Origin of the sequence: Pseudomonas nitroreducens, from assembly GCF_010994165.1 — a bacterium.
Classification (GTDB): Bacteria; Pseudomonadota; Gammaproteobacteria; order Pseudomonadales; family Pseudomonadaceae; genus Pseudomonas; species Pseudomonas nitroreducens.
Genome location: NZ_WMBX01000005.1, coordinates 145958 through 165825 on the forward strand (window position 1 = coordinate 145958; position 19868 = coordinate 165825).

The 19868-nt window shown below is 67.0% G+C and carries 22 protein-coding genes; 13 read left to right on the top strand and 9 right to left on the bottom strand.

Going from position 1 to position 19868, the window contains the following annotated elements; translation table 11 throughout:
- Positions 1-34: 34 nt before the first annotated feature.
- The 5 genes from GJV37_RS22270 to GJV37_RS22290 all read right to left on the bottom strand — a co-directional run bounded on the left by GJV37_RS22270 (position 35) and on the right by GJV37_RS22290 (position 5426).
- The gene (locus tag GJV37_RS22270) at positions 35-1006 is read right to left on the bottom strand and encodes an aliphatic sulfonate ABC transporter substrate-binding protein (protein ID WP_037015267.1); all 972 of its coding nucleotides are present in this window, start codon (positions 1004-1006) and stop codon (positions 35-37) included.
- 174 nt (positions 1007-1180) lie between these two features.
- Positions 1181-2077 (bottom strand): acyl-CoA dehydrogenase family protein, encoded by an 897-nt coding sequence (locus GJV37_RS22275; RefSeq protein WP_170858941.1) that lies wholly within the window; start codon positions 2075-2077, stop codon positions 1181-1183.
- Positions 2078-2270: 193 nt separating this feature from the next.
- Entirely contained in the window at positions 2271-3215 is a 945-nt protein-coding gene (locus tag GJV37_RS22280; protein WP_024764756.1) for an ABC transporter substrate-binding protein, read from the bottom strand.
- 11 nt (positions 3216-3226) lie between these two features.
- Positions 3227-4294 (bottom strand): LLM class flavin-dependent oxidoreductase, encoded by a 1068-nt coding sequence (locus tag GJV37_RS22285; RefSeq protein WP_170858940.1) that lies wholly within the window; start codon positions 4292-4294, stop codon positions 3227-3229.
- Between the two features lie 235 nt (positions 4295-4529).
- Entirely contained in the window at positions 4530-5426 is an 897-nt protein-coding gene (locus GJV37_RS22290; protein WP_193452957.1) for a LysR family transcriptional regulator, read from the bottom strand.
- A gap of 113 nt (positions 5427-5539) precedes the next feature.
- Here GJV37_RS22290 and GJV37_RS22295 point away from each other — a divergent pair, with 113 nt between their 5' ends.
- Both GJV37_RS22295 and GJV37_RS22300 read left to right on the top strand, forming a co-directional pair.
- The gene (locus tag GJV37_RS22295) at positions 5540-6145 is read left to right on the top strand and encodes a 3-mercaptopropionate dioxygenase (protein ID WP_037016387.1); all 606 of its coding nucleotides are present in this window, start codon (positions 5540-5542) and stop codon (positions 6143-6145) included.
- Positions 6142-7725: a rhodanese-related sulfurtransferase gene (locus GJV37_RS22300; RefSeq protein WP_170858938.1), complete on the top strand. Its 1584-nt coding sequence runs from the start codon at positions 6142-6144 to the stop codon at positions 7723-7725. Before GJV37_RS22295 ends, GJV37_RS22300 begins: the two co-directional genes overlap by 4 nt.
- 64 nt (positions 7726-7789) lie before the next feature.
- Here the strand turns inward: GJV37_RS22300 and yedA are convergent, their stop codons facing one another.
- Entirely contained in the window at positions 7790-8677 is an 888-nt protein-coding gene (gene yedA / locus GJV37_RS22305; protein ID WP_024766206.1) for a drug/metabolite exporter YedA, read from the bottom strand.
- Between the two features lie 178 nt (positions 8678-8855).
- Between yedA and GJV37_RS22310 the strand changes: the two genes are divergently transcribed.
- The gene (locus GJV37_RS22310) at positions 8856-9302 is read left to right on the top strand and encodes an Lrp/AsnC family transcriptional regulator (RefSeq protein ID WP_065085495.1); all 447 of its coding nucleotides are present in this window, start codon (positions 8856-8858) and stop codon (positions 9300-9302) included.
- A 357-nt stretch (positions 9303-9659) separates the two neighbouring features.
- Here GJV37_RS22310 and GJV37_RS22315 read toward each other — a convergent pair whose 3' ends face one another.
- Entirely contained in the window at positions 9660-10937 is a 1278-nt protein-coding gene (locus tag GJV37_RS22315; protein ID WP_037017360.1) for an acetyl-CoA C-acetyltransferase, read from the bottom strand.
- A gap of 168 nt (positions 10938-11105) precedes the next feature.
- Here GJV37_RS22315 and GJV37_RS22320 point away from each other — a divergent pair, with 168 nt between their 5' ends.
- Positions 11106-12461, top strand: a complete 1356-nt coding sequence (locus GJV37_RS22320; protein WP_170858937.1) for a 3-oxoacyl-ACP reductase — start codon at positions 11106-11108, stop codon at positions 12459-12461.
- Between the two features lie 266 nt (positions 12462-12727).
- On the opposite strand, the gene GJV37_RS22325 is transcribed toward GJV37_RS22320, so the two are convergent.
- Together GJV37_RS22325 and GJV37_RS22330 are read right to left on the bottom strand one after the other, a co-directional pair.
- Positions 12728-13129 carry an EF-hand domain-containing protein gene (locus GJV37_RS22325; protein WP_170858936.1) on the bottom strand — a complete coding sequence of 134 codons (402 nt, stop codon included), beginning with the start codon at positions 13127-13129 and terminating at the stop codon, positions 12728-12730.
- Positions 13130-13192: 63 nt separating this feature from the next.
- The gene (locus GJV37_RS22330) at positions 13193-14200 is read right to left on the bottom strand and encodes an AraC family transcriptional regulator (RefSeq protein WP_037017366.1); all 1008 of its coding nucleotides are present in this window, start codon (positions 14198-14200) and stop codon (positions 13193-13195) included.
- A gap of 204 nt (positions 14201-14404) precedes the next feature.
- Here GJV37_RS22330 and GJV37_RS22335 point away from each other — a divergent pair, with 204 nt between their 5' ends.
- The 9 genes from GJV37_RS22335 to GJV37_RS22375 all read left to right on the top strand — a co-directional run bounded on the left by GJV37_RS22335 (position 14405) and on the right by GJV37_RS22375 (position 19728).
- Positions 14405-15262: a MaoC family dehydratase gene (locus tag GJV37_RS22335; protein ID WP_170858935.1), complete on the top strand. Its 858-nt coding sequence runs from the start codon at positions 14405-14407 to the stop codon at positions 15260-15262.
- 47 nt (positions 15263-15309) lie between these two features.
- Positions 15310-15627: a nucleotide pyrophosphohydrolase gene (locus GJV37_RS22340; protein ID WP_024766201.1), complete on the top strand. Its 318-nt coding sequence runs from the start codon at positions 15310-15312 to the stop codon at positions 15625-15627.
- Complete coding sequence (locus tag GJV37_RS22345; RefSeq protein ID WP_065085499.1) at positions 15624-16394, top strand: methyltransferase; 771 nt, start codon at positions 15624-15626, stop codon at positions 16392-16394. Before GJV37_RS22340 ends, GJV37_RS22345 begins: the two co-directional genes overlap by 4 nt.
- Before the next feature lie 53 nt (positions 16395-16447).
- Entirely contained in the window at positions 16448-17044 is a 597-nt protein-coding gene (locus tag GJV37_RS22350) for a DUF4136 domain-containing protein (protein ID WP_170858934.1), read from the top strand.
- A gap of 116 nt (positions 17045-17160) precedes the next feature.
- The gene (locus GJV37_RS22355) at positions 17161-17721 is read left to right on the top strand and encodes a DUF4136 domain-containing protein (RefSeq protein WP_037017378.1); all 561 of its coding nucleotides are present in this window, start codon (positions 17161-17163) and stop codon (positions 17719-17721) included.
- A gap of 13 nt (positions 17722-17734) precedes the next feature.
- Complete coding sequence (locus GJV37_RS22360; protein WP_037017383.1) at positions 17735-18229, top strand: GNAT family N-acetyltransferase; 495 nt, start codon at positions 17735-17737, stop codon at positions 18227-18229.
- Positions 18216-18590 (top strand): DsrE family protein, encoded by a 375-nt coding sequence (locus GJV37_RS22365; RefSeq protein WP_024766197.1) that lies wholly within the window; start codon positions 18216-18218, stop codon positions 18588-18590. Before GJV37_RS22360 ends, GJV37_RS22365 begins: the two co-directional genes overlap by 14 nt.
- Positions 18587-19048 (top strand): glycine cleavage system protein H, encoded by a 462-nt coding sequence (locus tag GJV37_RS22370; RefSeq protein WP_170858933.1) that lies wholly within the window; start codon positions 18587-18589, stop codon positions 19046-19048. Before GJV37_RS22365 ends, GJV37_RS22370 begins: the two co-directional genes overlap by 4 nt.
- Complete coding sequence (locus tag GJV37_RS22375) at positions 19045-19728, top strand: M15 family metallopeptidase (protein ID WP_083196177.1); 684 nt, start codon at positions 19045-19047, stop codon at positions 19726-19728. Before GJV37_RS22370 ends, GJV37_RS22375 begins: the two co-directional genes overlap by 4 nt.
- Positions 19729-19868: the final 140 nt, after the last annotated feature.

Below are 19868 nucleotides of genomic sequence, written 5' to 3' on the forward strand. Positions count from 1 at the left end.
CGGGCCGCTCGGGAGAGCGGCGGGAAATAGGGGATCAGTTGCTCGCCACGTCCGGCTGCCACACCGGCACCGCGCGGGCATCGACAGGCTTGGGCAGCAGGCCTTCGGCGTAGAAGGCGTCGGCAATGCGTTGCTGCTCGTCGAGGCCGTCCTTGCGCACCGGCTGAACGTCATAGCTGCGGCGGGCATTGGCCTGTTCGACGGTGGCGACATCGAGGTTGCCCCACAGCGGGCCGAGCACCTTGGCGGCGTCGCTGGGGTGTTCCTTCACCCAGCGGCCGGTCTTCTGCAGTTCGGCGAAGACCTGCTTGAGCACTTCCGGGTGAGCCTTGGCGTACTCGGTGGACGCCAGGTAGTAGCGCTGGTAGCTGGCCAGGCCCTTGCCATCGACCAGCACGCGGGCGTTCTGCTGACGCTGGGCGCTGGCCACGTACGGGTCCCAGGTCACCCAGGCATCGACCTTGTGGTTCTCGAAGGCGGCACGGCCATCGGCGGGAGTGAGGTACGCCGGCTGGATGTCGGAGAACTTCAGCCCGGCCTTCTGCAGGGCGGCGATCAGCAGGTAGTGGCTGCCGGCGGCCTTGGTCACGGCCACACGCTTGCCTTTGAGATCGGCCAGGGAGTTGAGCGGCGAATCGTGCGGCACCAGGATCGACTGCGCGGTGGGCGACGGGGTTTCGCGGGCGAAATAGGTCAGCTGCGCGCCGGCGGCCTGGGCGAAGACGGGTACGGTATCGGCGACGTCGGCGGACAGGTCGACGTTGCCCACATTCAGCGATTCGAGCAGCGGCAGGCCGCTGGGGAACTCATGCCAGGTGACCTTGATGCCCTGCTTGCCCAGCTCGCGCTCCAGGTTGCCCTGGGCTTTAACCACGGTCAGCAGCGTGGAGGACTTCTGGAAGCCGATGCGCAGGGTCTGCTCGGCCTGGGCGGACAGGGCGCCGAACAGGGCGACCGACGCGCTGAGGCCAACGGCGAAACGGCGCAGGAAATGACTGCGGGACATGGATACGGCTCCTCGGGTACGGGTTGGCCGCCCGCAGAGCGAGGCGGACCACTGGACAGGTCAGGTGATGCTGGATGAGTCCGGTGGTCCGGTAGAGCGAAGATTACAGGCATAAAAAATCCAAAATAAATAATTTTTAGTTCTTAACTAATGCCGGACGGATTTACCCGCCGATCAGTGCGCAGCCCCCAGCAGCCGGGCCCTCAAGCCTTCCGCGCGGAGACTCGACTGCGCGGCCTCACGAGCCACCGCCAGCGCCTGGATGGCCAGGTTGGAGAAATGGCTGCTGCGGCTGAAGCTCAGCCCGGCGCCAGCGGCGATGTCGTCGTCCAATTGCGCGGCGGCCTGTTCGCTGAGCACCAGTCCCAGCCCGAGAAGCCGCAACAACTCAGAGCTCTGCGCCAGTTCCAGCCGCTCTGCCGCATGCAGTGCAAGACCGAGGGCGACGTTGGCTTCCAGCAGCAGGGCCAGGCCATCGCACAGCGAACGCCGAGGCGTGATCGCCAGCCCCGGCGGCAGGAGGATGTCTTCCGGGTGCAGACGCAGTTCGTTGCACTGCGCACCGCCGCGCAGCACCAGGCCAGCACGGGCGCCAGGTAGCGCGGCGAGGAGGAAATCGCGACCGGGTTCGTACCAGGCGCGCAGCACCAGCCAGTCGGCGGCTTCGACGGTGAAGGCGTCCCACTCCGCGCCATTGACGCGGAAACCACCGCGAACATGTTCGGCGGCCTGCAGCGACTGCCCGCCCCCCAGCGCACCCCACAGCGGCTCGCGCAACAGCGTCAGGTTGAGCAGGCGCTGCACCTGCTCGCGGCTGCCCAGCAGGCTGACCCGCGCCAGCTGCAGGTGGTGGACGGCGAACAGCCGGGCCAGCCCGCCGTCCCGCTCGCAGAGATCGCGCAGGGTTTGCAGGATGTCCTGCCAGGGACTGGCGCTACCGCCCAGTTGAGCCGGCAGGGACAGCCGCAGCAGGCCGGACTCGCGCAGGGCGCGAGCCCAGGATCCGGCCGTGCTGGGAACAGGCGGTGCGACCGGCCGGGTCGCAGCCAGCCGGAATGGAACAACGCTCATGGACACCTCTGGAAAGACGCGAGGATCAGTGGCCTGGGCGTTGGGCGCGCGGGTGGACTGAAGCGGAAACTGAGCCTGGAACAACCCCGTTACGCCGTCGGGCAGAGCCGGCGGCCAGGGCGGCACTTAGAACCATATCCAAGCACCGTCACAAGGTTAAATAACCTTTTTGCCTTAGCTGAGAACCCGCCATTCAGTGGAATGAGGTGGCGAAGGAGGTATCGATCACGCTGGAGGTATCGAAAGCCTTGGGCAGCGCGCCGGTCTGCAGGAGGAAGTCGGCGGTGCCCTGGTAATCGGCGGCGGCCTGTTTATCCACCGGGCCGACGCTCATGGCGGCCTGGCCGATCCAGTGGCGCGACACGGACTGGTCGAGGTTGGCCTTTTTCGCCCAGATGTCGGCGTACTGCTCCTTGTGCGCCTCGACCCAGGCGCGGGCCTTCTGCAGGCGGCCAAGGAAATCGGCGATCTGCTCGCGCTTGGGATCGATGGAATTGGCGTTGGCAGCGATGCTCGACAGCCCCGGCATCAGGTCGCGGGCAGTGAGGATCGGGCGCGCGCCGGAGAACACGATCTGCTGCGAGATGTAGGGCTCCCACACCGGGAAGGCATCGATGCTGCCGCGTGGCAATGCGGCGGCGGCGTCGATGGGCATCAGCTTGACGAACTCAACGTAATCGCTGGGCAAGCCGGCCTTCTCCAGCGCACGCAGGGTCAATTGCTGGCTCCAGGCGCCCGGCCAGTAGGCGACCTTCTTGCCCTTGAGGTCGGCGATGGTCTTCACCGGCGAATCCTTGGGCACCAGCAGGGCAATGGTGTCCGGGTTCTGCCGGGAGATGCCGATCAGCTTCACCGGCGCGCCCTTGGCGGCGAGGAAGATGAAGCCCGAGTCGCCGAGGAAGCCCAGGTCCAGCGCACCGGCCTGCAGGCCTTCGGCCACCGGCGCGGCGGACTGGAAGTGCTTCCAGTCGACGGTGTAAGGCGCGCCTTCAAGCACACCGGACGCTTCCATCGATGCGCGCACGTTGTAGTAGTTCTGGTCGCCCACCCGCAAGGTCGGCAGGTCGGCGGCCTGGGCCAGCGGCGCGCCCAGGACGAGCGCGGCGAAGGTGGCGCGCAGGCGTTGCTTCAGGTTCATCGAAAAGCTCCTCAGCCGGCGCGCCGCAGTTGCGGCAGACGGGCGATATGGTCGTGGATGGCGGGAATCAGGCCCTGGCCGTAGCGCACGGCATCGCCGAGCGGGTCGAAGCCACGGATCAGGAAGGTGGAAACGCCCAGGCGGTAGTACTCGCCCAGCGCGGCGGCGACCTGCTCGGGCGTGCCGACCAGCGCGGTGGAGTTCCAGCGCGCACCGGTAAGCCGGGCCACGCCGGTCCACAGGCGTGTATCGAGCACCTCGCCCTGCTGCGCCGCGGCCAGCAGGCGCTGGGAGCCAACGTTTTCCGGCTGGTGGTCATTGAGCGGCAGGCCCAGGCGGGTGCGGTTCTCCCGGACCTGTTCGAGCACTTCGGCGGCGCGCTTCCAGGCGGCTTCCTCGGTATCGGCGACGATGGGGCGGAAGGACACCGAGAAGCGAGGATCACGCCCCTGGGCATGCGCGGCAGCCCGCACGCGGCGGATGTGACCGTCGACGGCGGCCAGCGGTTCGCCCCAGAGCATGTAGGTGTCCGCGTGCTTCGCCGCAACGTCGATGGCGGCATCCGAGGAGCCGCTGAAGTAGATCGGGATGTGCGGTTTCTGCTGCGGGCGCACGGCGGGCGAGGCGCCCTGGAAGCGATAGAACTCGCCATCGAAGTCCACCGGGCCTTCAGCGCTCCAGATGCCGCGCAGCGCTTGCAGGTATTCATCGGTGCGGGCGTAGCGGCGGTCGTGTTCGAGGTAGTCGCCGTCGCGGGCGAGGTCTTCGTCGTTGCCGCCGCTGACCACGTTGAGGGCCAGGCGGCCATCGCTGAACTGATCGAGAGTGGCAAGTTGCCGGGCAGCCAGGGGCGGCGCGATCACTCCGGGTCGATAGGCCAGCAGGATGCCCAGGCGCCGGGTAGCGGCAGCGACGAAGGAACTGACCACCGCTCCTTCGGCGGCATTGCTGAAATACCCCACCAGCACGCGGTCGAAACCAGCGTCCTCATGGGCCTGGGCAAAGCGCCGGACGAATCCGGCATCCACCGCCTCCCCCAGCGGCTGGTCCACCTCGGAACTCGGGGTGGCGGTGATCATGCCGAGAATTTCCACGCTCACTGTGTTGCCCTCGCCTGGGCCGCTGCATAAGGTCGGCGGCTTTCGTTATAAGGAAAACGTCGGTTTTGACGTTGTTCTTAGAAGCTATAGGCAAGTTCTTCATGATGGAAATTCATTTTTGTCATATCCTAATATGCTAAATACGCATATTCAGGCACGACCAAGTTGCAGAGCGGGATTTTCGCGTTTCCACAAGGGCAGCAGGTGCGGCGAATCAGGCCGCCGCGATGTCGAGACCTTCAGCCACCGCATCACCGAACAGCCGCGCCGGCGATTCGAGATTGCCCAGCAGGCGCGGGCGCACCAGCCAGAGCTGGATCAGCGGCTGGAAGTCGTCCAGTTGCAGCACGCGCAACTGGTCGCGGTAGCGACTGCGCGCCAGGGCTGGCGCCGGCACGAGGCCCAGCCCGCGCCCTTCGGCCACAAGGCCCAGCTGCAGCTCGCTGCCGAAGGTTTCCAGGTTCAGTTGCAAGCCCAGCCCCTGATCGGCCAGCGCGCGTTGCAGGCCGGCGCGGAAACCACAGCCGTCGGGGTTGAGCACCCAGCCGTGCTGGTAGCAGTCGAGCAGGCGGCGGGCCTTCACCTCACTGTCGCGCGCGGCCACCACGCACAATTCCATGCGGCCCAGCGCGGTGGCGCCGAGGTCATCGGGGAACACCTTGCTCGGCGGGAACAGCACCACGGCCGCGTCCAGCTCGGCATTCTCCAGCCGAGCCAGCAGATGGCTGCCCCACCCGCTGCTGACCTGCGCGCGCAGCTCCGGGTATTCACCGGCCAGCCGCCGCAGGGCCTCCAGCAACACCACCTCGCCGATGCTCTGCGGCACGCCCAGGCGCAACACGCCGCTGGGCGCGCTGTCGCCGGCCACCAGCTCACGCAGGCCGTCCACCTCGCGCATCACCCGCAAGCACTGCTCGAACACGCGGCGCCCGGCGGCAGTGGGTTTGAGCGGCTTGGTGTTGCGGTCCAGCAGCGCCACCCCGAGGGACTCCTCCAGGCTCTGCACCCGCCGGGTGATGGCTGACTGGGTCAGGCCAAGGCTCTCGGCGGCCTGGCTGAGGGAGGCGTTGCGGATCACCGCGACGAAGGCATCGATGTCGTCGATCTTCATGGGGCTGGCACCAATTGCATTTCTCGCATATTAGCTTAGATTCAAAATGCATTTCAGGAATAAAAATGCGTTTGCTACCGTAGCGCCAGAACCTTCCGGAGTGAATCCCCCGCATGTCAGCCTCCCTTCGCCTCGACCGCCTGCGCCAGTTCATCGGCGATCTGGCAGCCGTGATCGACACCGCTCCCGACGAAGCCGCGCTGCTCGCCGAAGCCCGCCCGTTGCTCGCCGAACTGGTGCGCCATGACGACTGGCTACCCGAGGACTACGCCCGCCCCGACCCGCAGCGCTACCAGCAGTACCTGCTGCACGCCGATTCGCGGCAGCGCTTTTCGGTGGTCAGCTTCGTCTGGGGCCCGGGTCAGCGCACGCCAGTGCACGACCACCGCGTCTGGGGTCTGATCGGCATGCTGCGCGGCGCCGAGTATTCGCAGCCGTTCGCCTTCGCCGCCGATGGCCGCCTGCAGCCCGAGGGCGAGCCGCATCGCCTGGAGCCCGGCGAAGTGGAGGCAGTGTCACCCCGCATCGGCGACATCCACCAGGTCAGCAACGCCTTCGCCGACCGGCCGTCCATCAGCATCCACGTCTACGGTGCCAACATCGGCGCGGTTCGGCGTGCTGTCTTCAGTGCCGAAGGCGAAGAGAAACCCTTCATCTCCGGCTATTCCAACAGCCAGTTGCCCAATATCTGGGACCTGTCGAAAGAGAACCCTGCATGAGCCAGATCATCCGTCGTTCCTTCCACGATATCCGCGCCGCCCTCCTCGCCCGCCAGGAGTTGGCATTGCTGGATGTGCGCGAGGAAGACCCATTCGCCCAGGAACACCCGCTGTTCGCCGCCAACGTGCCGCTGTCCAAGCTGGAGCTGGAGATCTACGCCCGCGTGCCGCGCCGCGATACGCCGGTCACCGTCTATGACGACGGCGAAGGCCTGGCGCAGATCGCCGCGCAGCGCCTGCTGGCGCTGGGCTACAGCGACGTGGCCATTCTCGACGGCGGGATCGCCGGCTGGCGCGAGGCCGGTGGCGAGCTGTTCAAGGACGTGAACGTGCCGAGCAAGTCGTTCGGCGAACTGGTGGAGGCCGAGCGCCACACCCCGTCGCTGGCCGCCGAGGAAGTGAAGGCGCTGCTCGACGCCCAGGCCGACGTGGTGGTGCTCGACGCCCGCCGCTTCGACGAATACCAGACCATGAGCATCCCCAGCGGCGTCAGCGTGCCGGGCGCCGAACTGGTGCTGCGCGTCGCCGAACTGGCGCCGAACCCGGCCACCCGCGTCATCGTCAACTGCGCCGGGCGCACCCGCAGCATCATCGGCACCCAGTCGCTGGTGAACGCCGGCATTCCCAACCCGGTGTCGGCGCTGCGCAACGGCACCATCGGCTGGACCCTGGCCGGCCAGCAGCTGGAACACGGGCAGGCACGGCGCTTCGCCGAGGTTTCCGCCAGTACCCGCGAATCCGCCGCCCAGCGCGCCCGCGCCGTGGCCGACCGCGCAAACGTCGCGCGTATCGACCTGGCCGGCCTGCGCCAATGGCAGGGCGAAACCGAGCGCACCACCTACCTGTTCGACGTGCGCACGCCGGAAGAATACGAAGCCGGCCACCTGCCGGGTTCGCGCTCGACTCCCGGCGGCCAGCTGGTGCAGGAAACCGACCACGTCGCCAGCGTGCGCGGTGCGCGTCTGGTGCTGGTGGACAACGACGGCGTACGCGCCAACATGAGCGCTTCCTGGCTGGCCCAGATGGGCTGGCAGGTGGCAGTGCTGGACGGGTTGTCTGCCGCCGACTTCAGCGAACAGGGCGCGTGGAGTGCACCGCTGCCGCCCAAGCCGCAGGCCGAGACCATCAGCCCGCAGACCCTGGCCGACTGGCTGCGCGAACCGGGCACCGCCGTGCTCGACTTCACCGCCAGCGCCAACTACGTGAAGCGCCACATCCCCGGCGCCGCCTGGGCCCTGCGCAGCCAGCTGAAGCAGGCAGTGGCGCAACTGGGCAATGCCGAGCGTTATGTGCTCACCTGCGGCAGCAGCCTGCTGGCGCGCTTCGCCGTGGCGGAAGTGGAAGCCCTGAGCAACAAGCCGGTGTTCCTGCTCGATGGCGGCACCGGTGCCTGGGTCGCCGCCGGCCTGCCCACCGAGGAAGGCGAAAGCCATCTGGCGGCGCCGCGCATCGACCGCTACCGCCGTCCGTACGAAGGCACCGACAACCCCCGAGAAGCCATGCAGGGCTATCTGGACTGGGAGTTCGGCCTGGTCGAGCAACTGGGCCGCGACGGCACCCACGGCTTCTTCGTGATCTGACCTGAGCCGGAAAACACAGCGCCCGCCCACAGTCTCCTGTGGGCGGGCGCTTTGCGTTCCGGGATCAGTTCGCGGGGCCGCGTCGCCACTGCGGCAGGCCGATCAAGACCACCGCGCTGATGATCACCGCCATCGCCAGGGATTCCGCCAGGCCGATGTGCTCGCCGGCGAATACCACGCCGAGCATGACCGCCACCGCCGGGTTGACGTAGGCGTAACTGGTCGCCGCCGCCGGGCGCACATTGGCCAGCAGGTACATGTAGGCGCTGAAGGCGATGATCGAGCCGAAGACCACCAGGTAGGCCAGCGCGCCCCAGCCGGCGGCGGTGGGCATCTGCTCCAGGCGCTCGCCGCTGAGCAGGCTGCCCAGCAGCAGCACGCCGCCACCCACCAGCATCTCCACCGCGCTGGCCATGGCGCCGGCGGGCAGGTCCAGGCGCCGGCTCCACACCGAGCCGAAGGCCCAGGTGGCCGCCGCAAAGATGATCAGCGCCGCGCCCGCCGGGCTGCCCTGCAGGTTCGAGCCGAGGTTGAGCAGCACGATGCCGAGCAGGCCCAGGGCGATGCCGGCCCACTCCAGCGCGTTGGTCCTGTTGCCGAAGAAGCGCCCGAACACCAGGGTGAACAGCGGCACGGTTGCCACGGCCAACGCCGCCACACCCGAAGCCACGCCCCAGTGCTCGGCCACCGTCACCCCGCCATTGCCGCAACTGAGCAGGAGGATGCCAATGGCGCCCGCCGACAAGCACTGCTTGAGGCTCGGCAGCGGCGCGCCGCGCCAGAGCATCCAGGCGAACAGGATCGCCCCGGCGATGATGAAGCGGCAGCCGGCCATCAGCATCGGCGGCCAGGATTCCACGCCGATACGGATGACCAGGTAGGTCGAGCCCCAGATGAAATAGAGGGCGAAAAACGCGGCGATCAGGGTCAGGGAGACGCGGGCTCTGGGCATGGGCAGGGTGGTCATGAAAGGGGCTCGACAAGGCGGGTGGGGCGATTCATTTTATGCAGGCATCCACCCACGGATAAGGCACAGACAACGCCAATAGCGGCGTAACACTTTTCAATCGATGGATTTTCCGGTCATTTTCCGTTGAATCTGTTTTAACCAGAATGCCGAGGCAAGACTGATGGACAAATACGACCGCGCCCTGCTCGCCGCCCTGCTGGAAGACGGCCGCCTGTCCTTCGCCGAACTGGCCCGACGCATCAACCTCTCGCCTCCCGCCGTGGCCGACCGCGTGGCGCGCCTGGAGGCCGAAGGCGTGATCACCGGCTACCACGCCAGCGTAGACCTGTCGAAGATGGGCCGTTCGATCCAGTGCTTGATCGAACTGCGCCTGAACGACCATCGCAGCAAGACCATGCTCGACCCATTGCTGGAAATCCCGCAGATCATCGACTGCTACCGCATCACCGGCGAAGCCTGCGTGATGCTCAAGGTGGCGGTGAGCTGCACCCAGGAACTGGAAGAGCTGATCGACCGCCTCGCCCAGTTCGGCACCAGCAAGACTTCACTGGTGCTCTCCACGCCCTTCTCCCGGCGAATCCATCCGGCGATGTTGCAGGGTGGCTGAGGACCTTTCTAGAAGGCAATTGCAGGGGGAAGACTCTCTCCTACGGAAGCGACCTGGCGAGGCCCCGCTCGCCGCCTTTCTGTAGGAGCGAGCTTGCTCGCGAGCAGCCCGAACTTCGGCGTAACCGGTATTCGCGAGCAAGCTCGCTCCTACAGCTCCCTCGCAGTTTCGGAGGGCGCATAACGCGCCAGCGTTATCCGCCACTCCCCTATCGGCGGATAACCTGTTCCAGGTTATGCGCCCTACGCTCTGCTCTTCGTAGGATAAAAAAAGGCGGCGCCGCTCGCGCGGTGCCGCCTGAAGTCACGGAGTTGCTACATCGCGGGGCGGCGAAGAGGGCCGCCCCGTTGTATTGGATTACCGTTCGATGATCGCGGTCACACCCTGGCCGCCCGCGGCGCAGATCGAGATCAGCCCGCGCCCCTTGCCGGCGGCATCCAGCAGCTTGGCCAGGTTGGCGACGATGCGCCCGCCAGTGGCGGCAAACGGGTGGCCGGCTGCCAGCGAACTGCCCTTCACGTTGAGCTTGCTGCGGTCGATGGAACCCAGCGGCGCGTCCAACCCCAGGCGCTCCCTGCAGTAGTCCGCGTCTTCCCAGGCCTTGAGGGTGCACAGCACCTGGGCGGCGAAGGCTTCATGGATTTCATAGAAGTCGAAGTCCTGCAGGGTCAGGCCGTTGCGCGCCAGCAGGCGCGGCACTGCGTAAACCGGCGCCATCAACAGGCCTTCGTGGCCGCCGACGAAGTCCACCGCCGCTGCTTCGCCATCCTTGAAGTACGCCAGGATCGGCAGGCCCCGCGCCTTCGCCCACTCCTCGCTGGCCAGCAGCACCACGGAAGCGCCATCGGTCAGCGGCGTGGAGTTGGCCGCCGTCAGGGTACCGCGCGGGCCCTTCTCGAACACCGGCTTGAGGGTGCCGATCTTTTCCAGGTTGATATCCGGGCGCAGGTTCTGGTCGCGCACCAGGCCGCGAAACGGCGTCATCAGGTCGTTCTGCCAGCCCTCGTCGTAGGCGGCGGCCAGCTTGTGGTGGCTCTCGTAGGCCAGCTTGTCCTGCTCGTCGCGGGGGATGGCCCAGGTCTGCGCCATCAGCTCGCAGTGTTCGCCCATCGACAGCCCGGTGCGCGGCTCGCCGTTCTTCGGGATGTGCGGCATCAGGTGACGCGGGCGGATCTTCAGCAGGCTTTTGATCTTCTCGGCGTTGGACTTGCCGCGGTTGGCTTCCAGCAGGATCTTGCGCAGCCCTTCGTTGACGCCGATGGGCGCATCGGAGGTGGTGTCCACGCCGCCGGCGATGCCGCAGTCGATCTGCCCGAGGGCGATCTTGTTGGCCACGAGAATCGCCGCTTCCAGGCCGGTACCGCAGGCCTGCTGGATGTCATAGGCCGGAGTTTCCGGCGCCAGGCGCGTGCCCAGCACGCACTCGCGGGTCAGGTTGAAGTCGCGCGAATGCTTGAGCACTGCGCCGGCGACCACCTCGCCCAGGCGCTCGCCGTGCAGCTTGTAGCGCTCGATCAGGCCGTCCAGCGCGGAGGTCAGCATCTCCTGGTTGCTCGCCGTGGAGTACAGGGTGTTGGAGCGGGCGAAGGGAATACGGTTGCCGCCGACGATGGCGACCCGGCGCAATTGGGTCATGCAGAGCTCCTGGATGGATGAGCGTTAAAGTGCGGTCAAGGCTAACCTTAGCCGCTTGTGTCGCATTGGCCGCCCCGCCGTTGCGCAGGTCAGCGCGGTCAATTGCGTCGAACCCCTGCCTGCGTAGAGTGGTCAGCACTTTAGAGAATCCGTTCAGGAGCCCGTTCCATGACCGATCGCTACATTGCCTTCGCCAACTCCAACGTCGGCCGCCGCCTGGTCGGCGCCCTCGGCCTGCCTGCGCCGGTTCGCCTGGAGCGCTGGAGCGCCGGGCGCACGCGGCCGGTGGATGGGGCGCTGCTGCTCGGTGGCGAGGGCAACCTGAACGAGGCCGTGCTGCCCTTCGCCGAGCGCCTGACCGATTCGATCTTCGCCTTCAGCGACGGCCAGTACGGCCTGCCGCGCTGGACCGCCGAGCACGGCCCCAAGCTCAAGGCCATCGTCTTCGATGCCAGCGGCCTGACCCGTTTCGAGCAGACGATCGAACTGCGCACCTTCTTCCAGGGCGCCCTCAAGGGCCTGGATAAATGCCCGCACGTGGTGATCCTCGGCCGCGCGCCGGAATCGATCAAAGACCCCATCGCCGCCAGCGTGCAGCGCAGCCTCGAAGGCTTCAGCCGCTCGCTCGGCAAGGAAATCCGCCGCGGCGGCAACGTGCAACTGGTGTATGTCGGCAAGGGAGCCGAGGACCAGCTCGAAGGTGCATTGCGCTTCTTCCTTTCGCCAAAGAGCGCGTATGTCTCCGGGCAGGTCGTGCGCCTGTCTGCCTACGACAAGCAGGTGCAGGACTGGAGCCGCCCGCTGGTGGGCAAGCGCGCACTGGTGACCGGCGCCGCTCGCGGTATCGGTGCGGCCATTGCCGAGACCCTGGCCCGTGACGGCGCCGAGGTGGTGCTGCTGGATGTGCCACCGGCCAAGGACGCGCTCGACGCCCTCGCCGCGCGCCTGGGTGGCCGTGGCGTGGCGCTGGATATCTGCGCCGCTGATGCTGGAGAGCAACTGGTGGCGGCGCTGCCCGATGGCGTCGATATCGTGGTGCACAACGCCGGCATCACCCGCGACAAGACCGTCGCCAAGATGAGCGAAGCGTTCTGGAATTCGGTGATCGAGGTGAACCTCAAGGCGCCGCAGGTGCTGACCCAGGCCCTGCTGGACGCGAACAAGCTGCATGACGATGGCCGCGTGGTGCTGCTCGCCTCCATCAGCGGCATCGCCGGCAACATGGGCCAGACCAACTACGCGGTGAGCAAGTCCGGCCTGATCGGCCTGGCGCAGGCCTGGGCGCCGGCGCTGGGCAAGAAGGGCATCAGCATCAACGCGGTGGCACCGGGCTTCATCGAAACCCAGATGACCGCCGCCATCCCATTGACCATTCGCGAGGCCGGCCGACGGATGAACTCCATGGGCCAGGGCGGCCTGCCGCAGGACGTCGCCGAAGCGGTGGCCTGGTTCGCCCAGCCGGGCTCCGGCGCAGTGAGCGGCCAGGTGCTGCGGGTGTGTGGGCAGAGTCTGCTGGGCGCCTGATCCGCTCCAATTGACTCCATCTGCAGGATGGCGTGGAGCGAAGCGATACCCATCAATCCCTGCAACAGCATGGGTATCGCTTGGGCTCCACCCATCCTACGAACCACGCCACAGGCCGCAGGGCGCATAACCTGGAACAGGTTATCCGCCGGCCCCTTGATGGCGGATAACGCTGGCGCGTCATTCGCCCTACATAAAGCCGCTCTCCCCTGCCCCGCCATGCTCTCGATCCGGCCATCAAACCGGTCATCTGTCGCGCCGGCCGGTCAATGTCGCGCCGCGATCAACTCGCGAAACTCCTCCGCGCTCACCCGGTGGTCGCCATCGCGGTCCGCACGCACGATCAACGCCGGCTCCTGGATCATGAACTCCGCCTGGCTGACCTTGCCGTCACCGTCATGGTCCGGCCAGGCGATGGCATTGGGCGAGACCTGCACGCTGGGATTTGGCGGCGTCACTTCCTCGCGGGTCAGCAAGCCGTCCTGATTACGGTCCAGCCGGTGGAACATGCGCACGCGCATCGGCGCCATGTCGCTGGCCTCGATGTAACCGTCGCCGTTGGCATCCAGGCGGGAGAAGGCCGTTTCGCCCATTTCTCCCGCAAAGGCGCAGGGCGCGGACAACAGAGAGGCAGACAGCAGGAAGGCGTGGCGGATTCGGCTTTGCATCGGTGATTCCAAGGTGGGACTGACCGGGAAAGCCTATCCACAGGCGGGCTCGAAAGGGTTCGATCACTCCGCCGGCGGTTGCGGGCGGCCGCGGCGGCGGAACTCCACGGGGGTCTCGCCGACCCAGCGCTTGAAGGCACGGTAGAAGGTGCTGGGTTCGGAAAAGCCGGTCCGCTCGACGATCACCTCGATGCGCTCGTCGGTCTTGAGCAGCAGTTCCTTGGCCAGGCGACAGCGGTAGTCGGTCACCAGGTCATTGAAACGCACTCCCGCCATGGCCAGGCGTTCGCGCAGGCGGCGAGCCGGCATGTCCAGCCGCGCGGCGACCTGTTCCAGCGTTGCGCCGCCATCCACCAGCAGCACGCCGATCAGCTCGCGTACCTTGCGCACCAGGTCCAGCCGTTCCACTTCCGCCAGTTGCCGGCGAGCCAGTGACTCGTGCATGCGCAGCAGCTCGGGAGCGGCATGGCGCGAGGCCTTGTCCAGCACGGCGGCGTCGAAGACCAGGGCATAACGCTCGGCACCCAGCACGGCGGGGCAGCCGTAGACTTCGCGATAACGCCCGGCCGGCGCGCCTTCCGCATGCATCAACTGCACTTCGTGGGGCTTGAAGTCACCTTCGGTGAGGGCGTGGAACAGGCGCACGACCGCACCGGCCAGCATTTCGGGAAAGTGCCGGTTGGTCCCGGCGCTGTGGCCGAGCAGCAGCACGGCCTTCTCGCCCTCGACTTCCAGGCGCGCGTTGAGGGTGTCGGAGAGCAGGCGCACGTAGCGCAGGGCATGGCGCAGCCCTTCGCCGAACGTGGCGCTGGACAGGAACAGGTATTCCAGCAGCAAGCCATGGAATGCGGGCAGGTGTCCGGCCAGGTAGAGGCCGACATGCTCTTCGCCGCACTCTTCGGCGGCGGCTTTCCAGAACAGGTTCTGAGCGCTGTGGGGGAATCGTCCGGCAGGCAGGCTGCCAGCGGGCAGGCCGACGCGGGCCAGCACGCGGTCGGGGTCGGTACCGCTGGCGCGCAGGGCGTCGATCACCGGGCGCATCAGCGCCACATCGTCGGTCAGATCACGCATGGTGTTTTTTCTAGTTATCCATGGGGCGGGCCCATCTTAGGCAGCTTTCTTATCGCCCCTCAAGAGAATCAGGAAGCAGGTTGAGGGAAATATCCAAGCAATGGCGGGTCAGATTGACTTGCCTGCCGCGCGCCGCGTTGCCACGGCCAATGCCTGGGGCCGAGCACTGGCTAAGCTGAATGAATGCCCCTCAGGAGATACCCGATGCCCCGCGATTGGCTCGACCTGTCCGCCCCACCCGCCCTCACCGGCCTGTTCGTTCGCGCGGCGCTGCGCCGTGGCGTGCGTGGCCGCAGCCTGCCAACCCGCGGCGTGCGCTGCCCGGTCACGGTCGACCCGAAGCACCTGGAGCGCTACCGCAAGGTCTGCGGTTTCACCGATAACCACCTGTTGCCGCCTACCTATCCGCACATCCTCGCCTTTGGCCTGCAGATGGGACTGCTCACCGACGCGAGCTTCCCGTTCCCGCTGCTGGGCCTGGTACACCTGGAAAACCGTATCAGCGTGTTGCGGCCGCTGGGCGGGCTGGGCCCCTTCAACGTCAGCGTGCGGGTGGCGGACCTGCAGCCCCACGAGAAAGGCGTGACCTTCAGCATCATCACCCAGTTGCACGACCAGCTCGGCCTGCTCTGGGAAGGCGACAGCCGCATCCTGTTCCGCGGCATGCGCCTGGACGGCTCGCCAGCGGCGCGCCACGAAGAGGCCGAGTTGCCGTTGCAGCAGATCGACGCGTGGAACTGCCCGGCGGACATCGGCCGGCGTTACGCCCGCGTCGCCGGCGACTACAACCCGATCCACCTGTCGGCTGCCAGCGCAAAACTGTTCGGCTTCCCTCGCGCCATCGCCCACGGCCTGTGGAACAAGGCGCGCAGCCTGGCCGCCCTGGGCGAGCGCCTGCCGGCCGCCGGTTATCGGGTCGATGTGCGCTTCCAGAAGCCCGTCCTGCTGCCCTCCTCCGTCACCCTGCTGGCCAGCGAGCCCGCGCCTGTCGGGCAATTCAGCCTGCGCGGCAGGGACGACCTGCCGCATATGGCCGGCAGTTGGGGCCCGCTGGACGTTTGAAGCGCCAGGCTTGAAGCTATGGGGCTGACGCTGGAGCCCCATCTGCAATGAACCTCGAAGCCATCACCGCACGCCTGCACGCCATCCGCGACCACAACGACTGGAGTCGCTTCCACAGCCCGAAGAACCTGGCCATGGCGGCCAGCGTGGAAATGGCCGAACTGGTGGAAATCTTCCAGTGGCTGCGCGAGGACGAATCGCGCCAGTTGCCACCGGAGAAACTCGCCCACGCCGGCCAGGAGGTCGGCGATATCGTGCTCTACCTGCTGCTGATGTGCGCAGAACTGGGCATCGACATGAACCAGGCGGTACTCGCCAAGCTGGCCGACAGCGAACGGCGCTTCATCGAAGGAGGCGCCAAGTGAGCGAATCCCCGAAGACCGGCGACCGTCACTTCGACGAACTGGCCACCCGCTTTGCCGAGAAGATCTACGGCGGCGCCAAGGGCGCCATCCGCCTCGCCGTGCTCCAGGCCGACCTGGCCGAAGCCTTGCCCGATCGCCCGCTGCGGGTACTCGACATCGGCGCGGGCCTGGGCCACATGTCGCTGTGGTTGGCCGGGCGCGGCCATGAAGTCACCCTCGCCGAACCGGCCGCACCGATGCTCGTGGCCGCGCGCCAGCGTTTCGAGGAAGCGGGTCTGAACGCCACCTTCATCGAGGCTCCCTGGCAGGACCTGCTCGGCCAGCTCAACGAGCCCTACGACCTGGTGATCTGCCACGCCGTGCTGGAATGGCTGGCCGAGCCGCTGGCCATACTTCCCGTGCTGCACCAACTGACCCGCGCCGATGGCTGGCTGTCCCTGGCCTTCTACAACCGCGATGCGCTGATCTACCGCAACCTGCTCAAGGGGCATTTCCGCAAGCTGCGCAAGAACCGCTTCGCCGGCGAGGGCCAAAGCCTGACCCCGCAGGAACCGCTCGATCCGCGCGTACTGGAGGCTGCCATGGCCGGTCACTGGAGCATCGAGGTGCGCAGCGGCGTGCGGGTGTTCCACGACTACATGCCGGTGGAGTTCCAGCACAAGGCCGAGCCGCTGGACCTGGTGGAGATGGAACTGCAATACCGTCGACATCCTGCCTTCGCCGGCCTCGGCCGCTACCTGCACTGGCTGTGCCGGCCACAGGATTAGGTGCAGAGTTGCCACTGCGCACGCCAATCGAAGTGAGCGTGCGGGAGTCCGTCATGCTGCGTCATCTGCTGGTCCTGCCACTGTTCGCCGCCCTCGCCGCCTGCCAGGGCCCGAACCCCTACACCGCCACCTCGCTGCTGATGCCACCGGCCCCCGCGCAGGCGGCCAATCCCGGTCTCGATCCGGGCAGCTATCCCGCGCCGCCGCTGGACTACGGGCGCTTCCGCTCGTGGAGCTGGATGGACGGCACCGGCTTCGGTGGCCCGCTGCAGGATGCCGTCAGTGAGGCACTGGATCAGCGCGGCCTGCGCCCGGCTCGCCCGAATACGCCGGCGGACCTGACCGTCAGCGCCCATCTATCCAGCGAGCAGCGCACCCGCCAGACCACCGACTACTACAACGGCGGTTACTACGGCGGCTACGGCCGCTGGAACGACCCGTGGTATGGCGGCTACGGCGCCTCCTACCCGGTCACCCGCACCTACGTGGTCACCGTCAGCGTGGTGCGCATCGCGCTCTTCGATGCGCACAACCGCCAGCAGGTATGGAGCGGCAGCGCCGAGTACGAAGACGGTAGCAGCCAGGCCGACCAGGCCCGCGCGCTGCGCGAAGCCGCGCACAAGGCCATGGACGGTTACCCGCCGGGCTGATCGCCGACTGGCCGCAAACCTTGCCAGAATTCATCCTTGGCGCCGCGACCCGTCTGCCGCTTGCCTTTGCGCGGACTCTGCGCTTGGATGAAAGCTCTGTCAGGAGTAATCCAACCATGATCCGCCGTTTGCTGCTCTTAGGCCTGCTGCTCGGCCTCGCCGCCTGCGAAACCACCAGTGTCAGCCGCGACTACGACACCACCCGCGACTTCTCGCGCTACCAGACCTGGAGCTGGGCTCAGCCAGCGTTCGAATACCGCCCGGATGACCCTCGCATCAAGAGCGACCTCACCGAGCAACGCATCAGCGACGCGGTTGCCGACCAGTTCGACCAGCGCGGCCTGCGCAAGGCCCAGGACGGCAACCCGGGCGATGTGAAGATCCGCGCCTACCTGATCGTCGACCAGCGCCAGGATCAGGTGACCACCTACACCGGTGGCTACTGGGGCGGTTACTGGGGTGGCTACTGGGGCCCGCCGCCCATGGCCGAGACCCGCAGCGTGACCTACAAGGTCGCCACCATCCAGGTCGACATGCTCGACGGCAAGGACGGCAAGCTGGTCTGGCGCGGCAGCGGCGAGCAGATCATGCGCAGCAGCCCACCGACGCCCGCCGAGCGCGAAGCGGCAATCCGCGAGACGGTGCAGAAGATCATCGCCCAGTACCCGCCGCACTGAGTCTGGTGAGCACGTGAAGCAACCCGCCCTGCAACACCGCCCCGCCCTCGCCGACGACCTCGGCGAGGTGGTCGGCTTTCCCCGGGACGCCGACGAACTCTTCTACTGCTACCCCAAGGCGAGCTGGCCGTTGACCATCGGCCAGCTCGCCGCCGCCATGGCCGAACGGCGCGCAAGCACCGTGGCGCTGCTCGATGGCCGGGTCGCCGGCTTCGCCAACTTCTACCAGTGGCAAGCCAATGAGTCCTGCGCGCTGGGCAACATGATGGTCGCGCCCTGGGCACGGCGCAGCGGCGTGGCGCAGTACCTGATCGAGGTCATGGAGCATCTCGCCCGCGACCAGTACAAGGCACAGGTCATGAAAGTGTCCTGCTTCAACGCCAACGCCGCCGGCCTGCTGCTTTACGCACGCCTGGGCTATCGGCCGCAGGGCATCGTCGAGCGCGCCGACCCGCAAGGCCGGCGTGTCGCCCTGGTCCAACTGGAGAAATCCCTTGTCCACGCCTGAAGTCCAGCGGGTGCTGATCATCGTCAGCAGCGGCCCGAGCACCCCGGCGCGCTGCGCCGCGCCTTTCTACACCGCCACGCTGCTGGCCTGCATGGACGCACAGGTCACCCTGTTCCTCAGTGGCGAAGGCACGCGCCTGGCCTTTCAGGACATCGCCGATCACCTTTATGCCGCGGAGGGTGGCGAGCCCATCAGCCATTTCATCCAGCAGGCCAAGGAAGCCGGCGCGCGCCTGCTGATGTGCCGCGCACCGGGTATCAGCATCGATGAGAGCCGACTGATCGAAGAGGTCGACGAGATCGCCAGCGGCGGCGAGATGGCGCGCATGATCCTCGAGTATGACCGGGTACTGACCCTGTGAAGCTGCAAGGCCTCGAATTCCCGGATCAGCTGCTCTACGCCCCCGAGTACAACCTCTGGCTGCGCGAGGAAGAAAACGGCGCCGTCACAATCGGCCTCACCTCATACGGCTGTGCGATCTACGGGCAGATCTTCGCCTTCACCCCCAAGCGCGATGGCTGGCACATCGATTGCGACCGCAGCTTCGGCGTGGTGGAGTTCGCCAAGGCTGCTTCCTCGGCGCGCAGCCCGCTGGACGGTACCGTTCTCGCCAGCAACGAAGCCGTGGTGCGTCGCCCCGGCCTGATCAACCAGGACTGCTACGGCGAGGGCTGGATGGTGCGCCTGAAGCCCGACGACTGGGCCAGCGCCCGTGGCCGTTTCCTGTACGGCGAGGCCGCGCTGAAAGCCTTCGAGCAGCGCATGCACCTGGACAATTTCGACCCGGATGACGACGGGGTCCAGGCGCTGCGCCCATGAGCCGGGAAGGCAGATGCCTCGCGCTACTGCTCTGCCTGCTGGCCAGCCCGGCACTGTACGCAGACCAGCCCACGCAGGACGGCTTCGTCTATCTCGACCAGGTACTGAAATCCGCGCGCTATGAGGTGCGCTACGCCGGCGCCGACAACTTCGTCGGCGAGCCCATCGACGGTTACCAGAAAGCGCGGATCATCCTGACCCGCGAAGCAGCCAGCGCATTGGCGGCGGTGGAGAAGGACGTCGCCCTGAGCGGCCTGGCACTGAAGATCTTCGATGGCTATCGCCCGCAGCGCGCCGTGGATGAGTTCCGCCGCTGGGCCGCCGACCCGCAGGACATTCGCCAGAAGGCCCGCTATTACCCCGCGCTGGACAAGCCTGCACTGTTCCGCGACGGCTATATCGCCAAGCATTCCGGCCACTCGCGCGGCAGCACCGTCGACCTCACGCTGGTGGACTCCAGCTCCGGGGAAGAACTGGACATGGGCAGCCCGTTCGACTTCTTCGGGCCCATCTCCCATCACGGCACCGCGCTGGTCAGCGTGCAGCAGACGCGCAACCGAGAAACCCTGCGCCAGGCCATGCTGCGCCACGGCTTCGAGCCTTATGGCGCCGAGTGGTGGCACTACACCCTGAAGGCCGAGCCCTACCCGAAGACCTACTTCGATTTCCCGGTGCAGTAAGCGATAGCGGCCTTCCCTGGCCGCGGGAAATCAATCGTCGTCGTGCTTGCTGGAGTTGTCGCCAGCGCCGTCCAGTCCCTTGGTGTTGTGGGTGCCCGGCGTCGTCGCGGAAATCGCCGTCGCCTTGGACAGGCCACGGG

Excerpts from the sequence above, each read along its gene's own strand:
- GJV37_RS22270 (WP_037015267.1), bottom strand. The coding sequence starts at position 1,006 with ATGTCCCGCAGTCATTTCCTGCGCCGTTTCGCCGTTGGCCTCAGCGCG.
- GJV37_RS22275 (WP_170858941.1), bottom strand. The coding sequence starts at position 2,077 with ATGAGCGTTGTTCCATTCCGGCTGGCTGCGACCCGGCCGGTCGCACCG.
- GJV37_RS22280 (WP_024764756.1), bottom strand. The coding sequence starts at position 3,215 with ATGAACCTGAAGCAACGCCTGCGCGCCACCTTCGCCGCGCTCGTCCTG.
- GJV37_RS22285 (WP_170858940.1), bottom strand. The coding sequence starts at position 4,294 with ATGATCACCGCCACCCCGAGTTCCGAGGTGGACCAGCCGCTGGGGGAG.
- GJV37_RS22290 (WP_193452957.1), bottom strand. The coding sequence starts at position 5,426 with ATGAAGATCGACGACATCGATGCCTTCGTCGCGGTGATCCGCAACGCC.
- GJV37_RS22295 (WP_037016387.1), top strand. The coding sequence starts at position 5,540 with ATGTCAGCCTCCCTTCGCCTCGACCGCCTGCGCCAGTTCATCGGCGAT.
- GJV37_RS22300 (WP_170858938.1), top strand. The coding sequence starts at position 6,142 with ATGAGCCAGATCATCCGTCGTTCCTTCCACGATATCCGCGCCGCCCTC.
- yedA (WP_024766206.1), bottom strand. The coding sequence starts at position 8,677 with ATGCCCAGAGCCCGCGTCTCCCTGACCCTGATCGCCGCGTTTTTCGCC.
- GJV37_RS22310 (WP_065085495.1), top strand. The coding sequence starts at position 8,856 with ATGGACAAATACGACCGCGCCCTGCTCGCCGCCCTGCTGGAAGACGGC.
- GJV37_RS22315 (WP_037017360.1), bottom strand. The coding sequence starts at position 10,937 with ATGACCCAATTGCGCCGGGTCGCCATCGTCGGCGGCAACCGTATTCCC.
- GJV37_RS22320 (WP_170858937.1), top strand. The coding sequence starts at position 11,106 with ATGACCGATCGCTACATTGCCTTCGCCAACTCCAACGTCGGCCGCCGC.
- GJV37_RS22325 (WP_170858936.1), bottom strand. The coding sequence starts at position 13,129 with ATGCAAAGCCGAATCCGCCACGCCTTCCTGCTGTCTGCCTCTCTGTTG.
- GJV37_RS22330 (WP_037017366.1), bottom strand. The coding sequence starts at position 14,200 with ATGCGTGATCTGACCGACGATGTGGCGCTGATGCGCCCGGTGATCGAC.
- GJV37_RS22335 (WP_170858935.1), top strand. The coding sequence starts at position 14,405 with ATGCCCCGCGATTGGCTCGACCTGTCCGCCCCACCCGCCCTCACCGGC.
- GJV37_RS22340 (WP_024766201.1), top strand. The coding sequence starts at position 15,310 with ATGAACCTCGAAGCCATCACCGCACGCCTGCACGCCATCCGCGACCAC.
- GJV37_RS22350 (WP_170858934.1), top strand. The coding sequence starts at position 16,448 with ATGCTGCGTCATCTGCTGGTCCTGCCACTGTTCGCCGCCCTCGCCGCC.
- GJV37_RS22355 (WP_037017378.1), top strand. The coding sequence starts at position 17,161 with ATGATCCGCCGTTTGCTGCTCTTAGGCCTGCTGCTCGGCCTCGCCGCC.
- GJV37_RS22375 (WP_083196177.1), top strand. The coding sequence starts at position 19,045 with ATGAGCCGGGAAGGCAGATGCCTCGCGCTACTGCTCTGCCTGCTGGCC.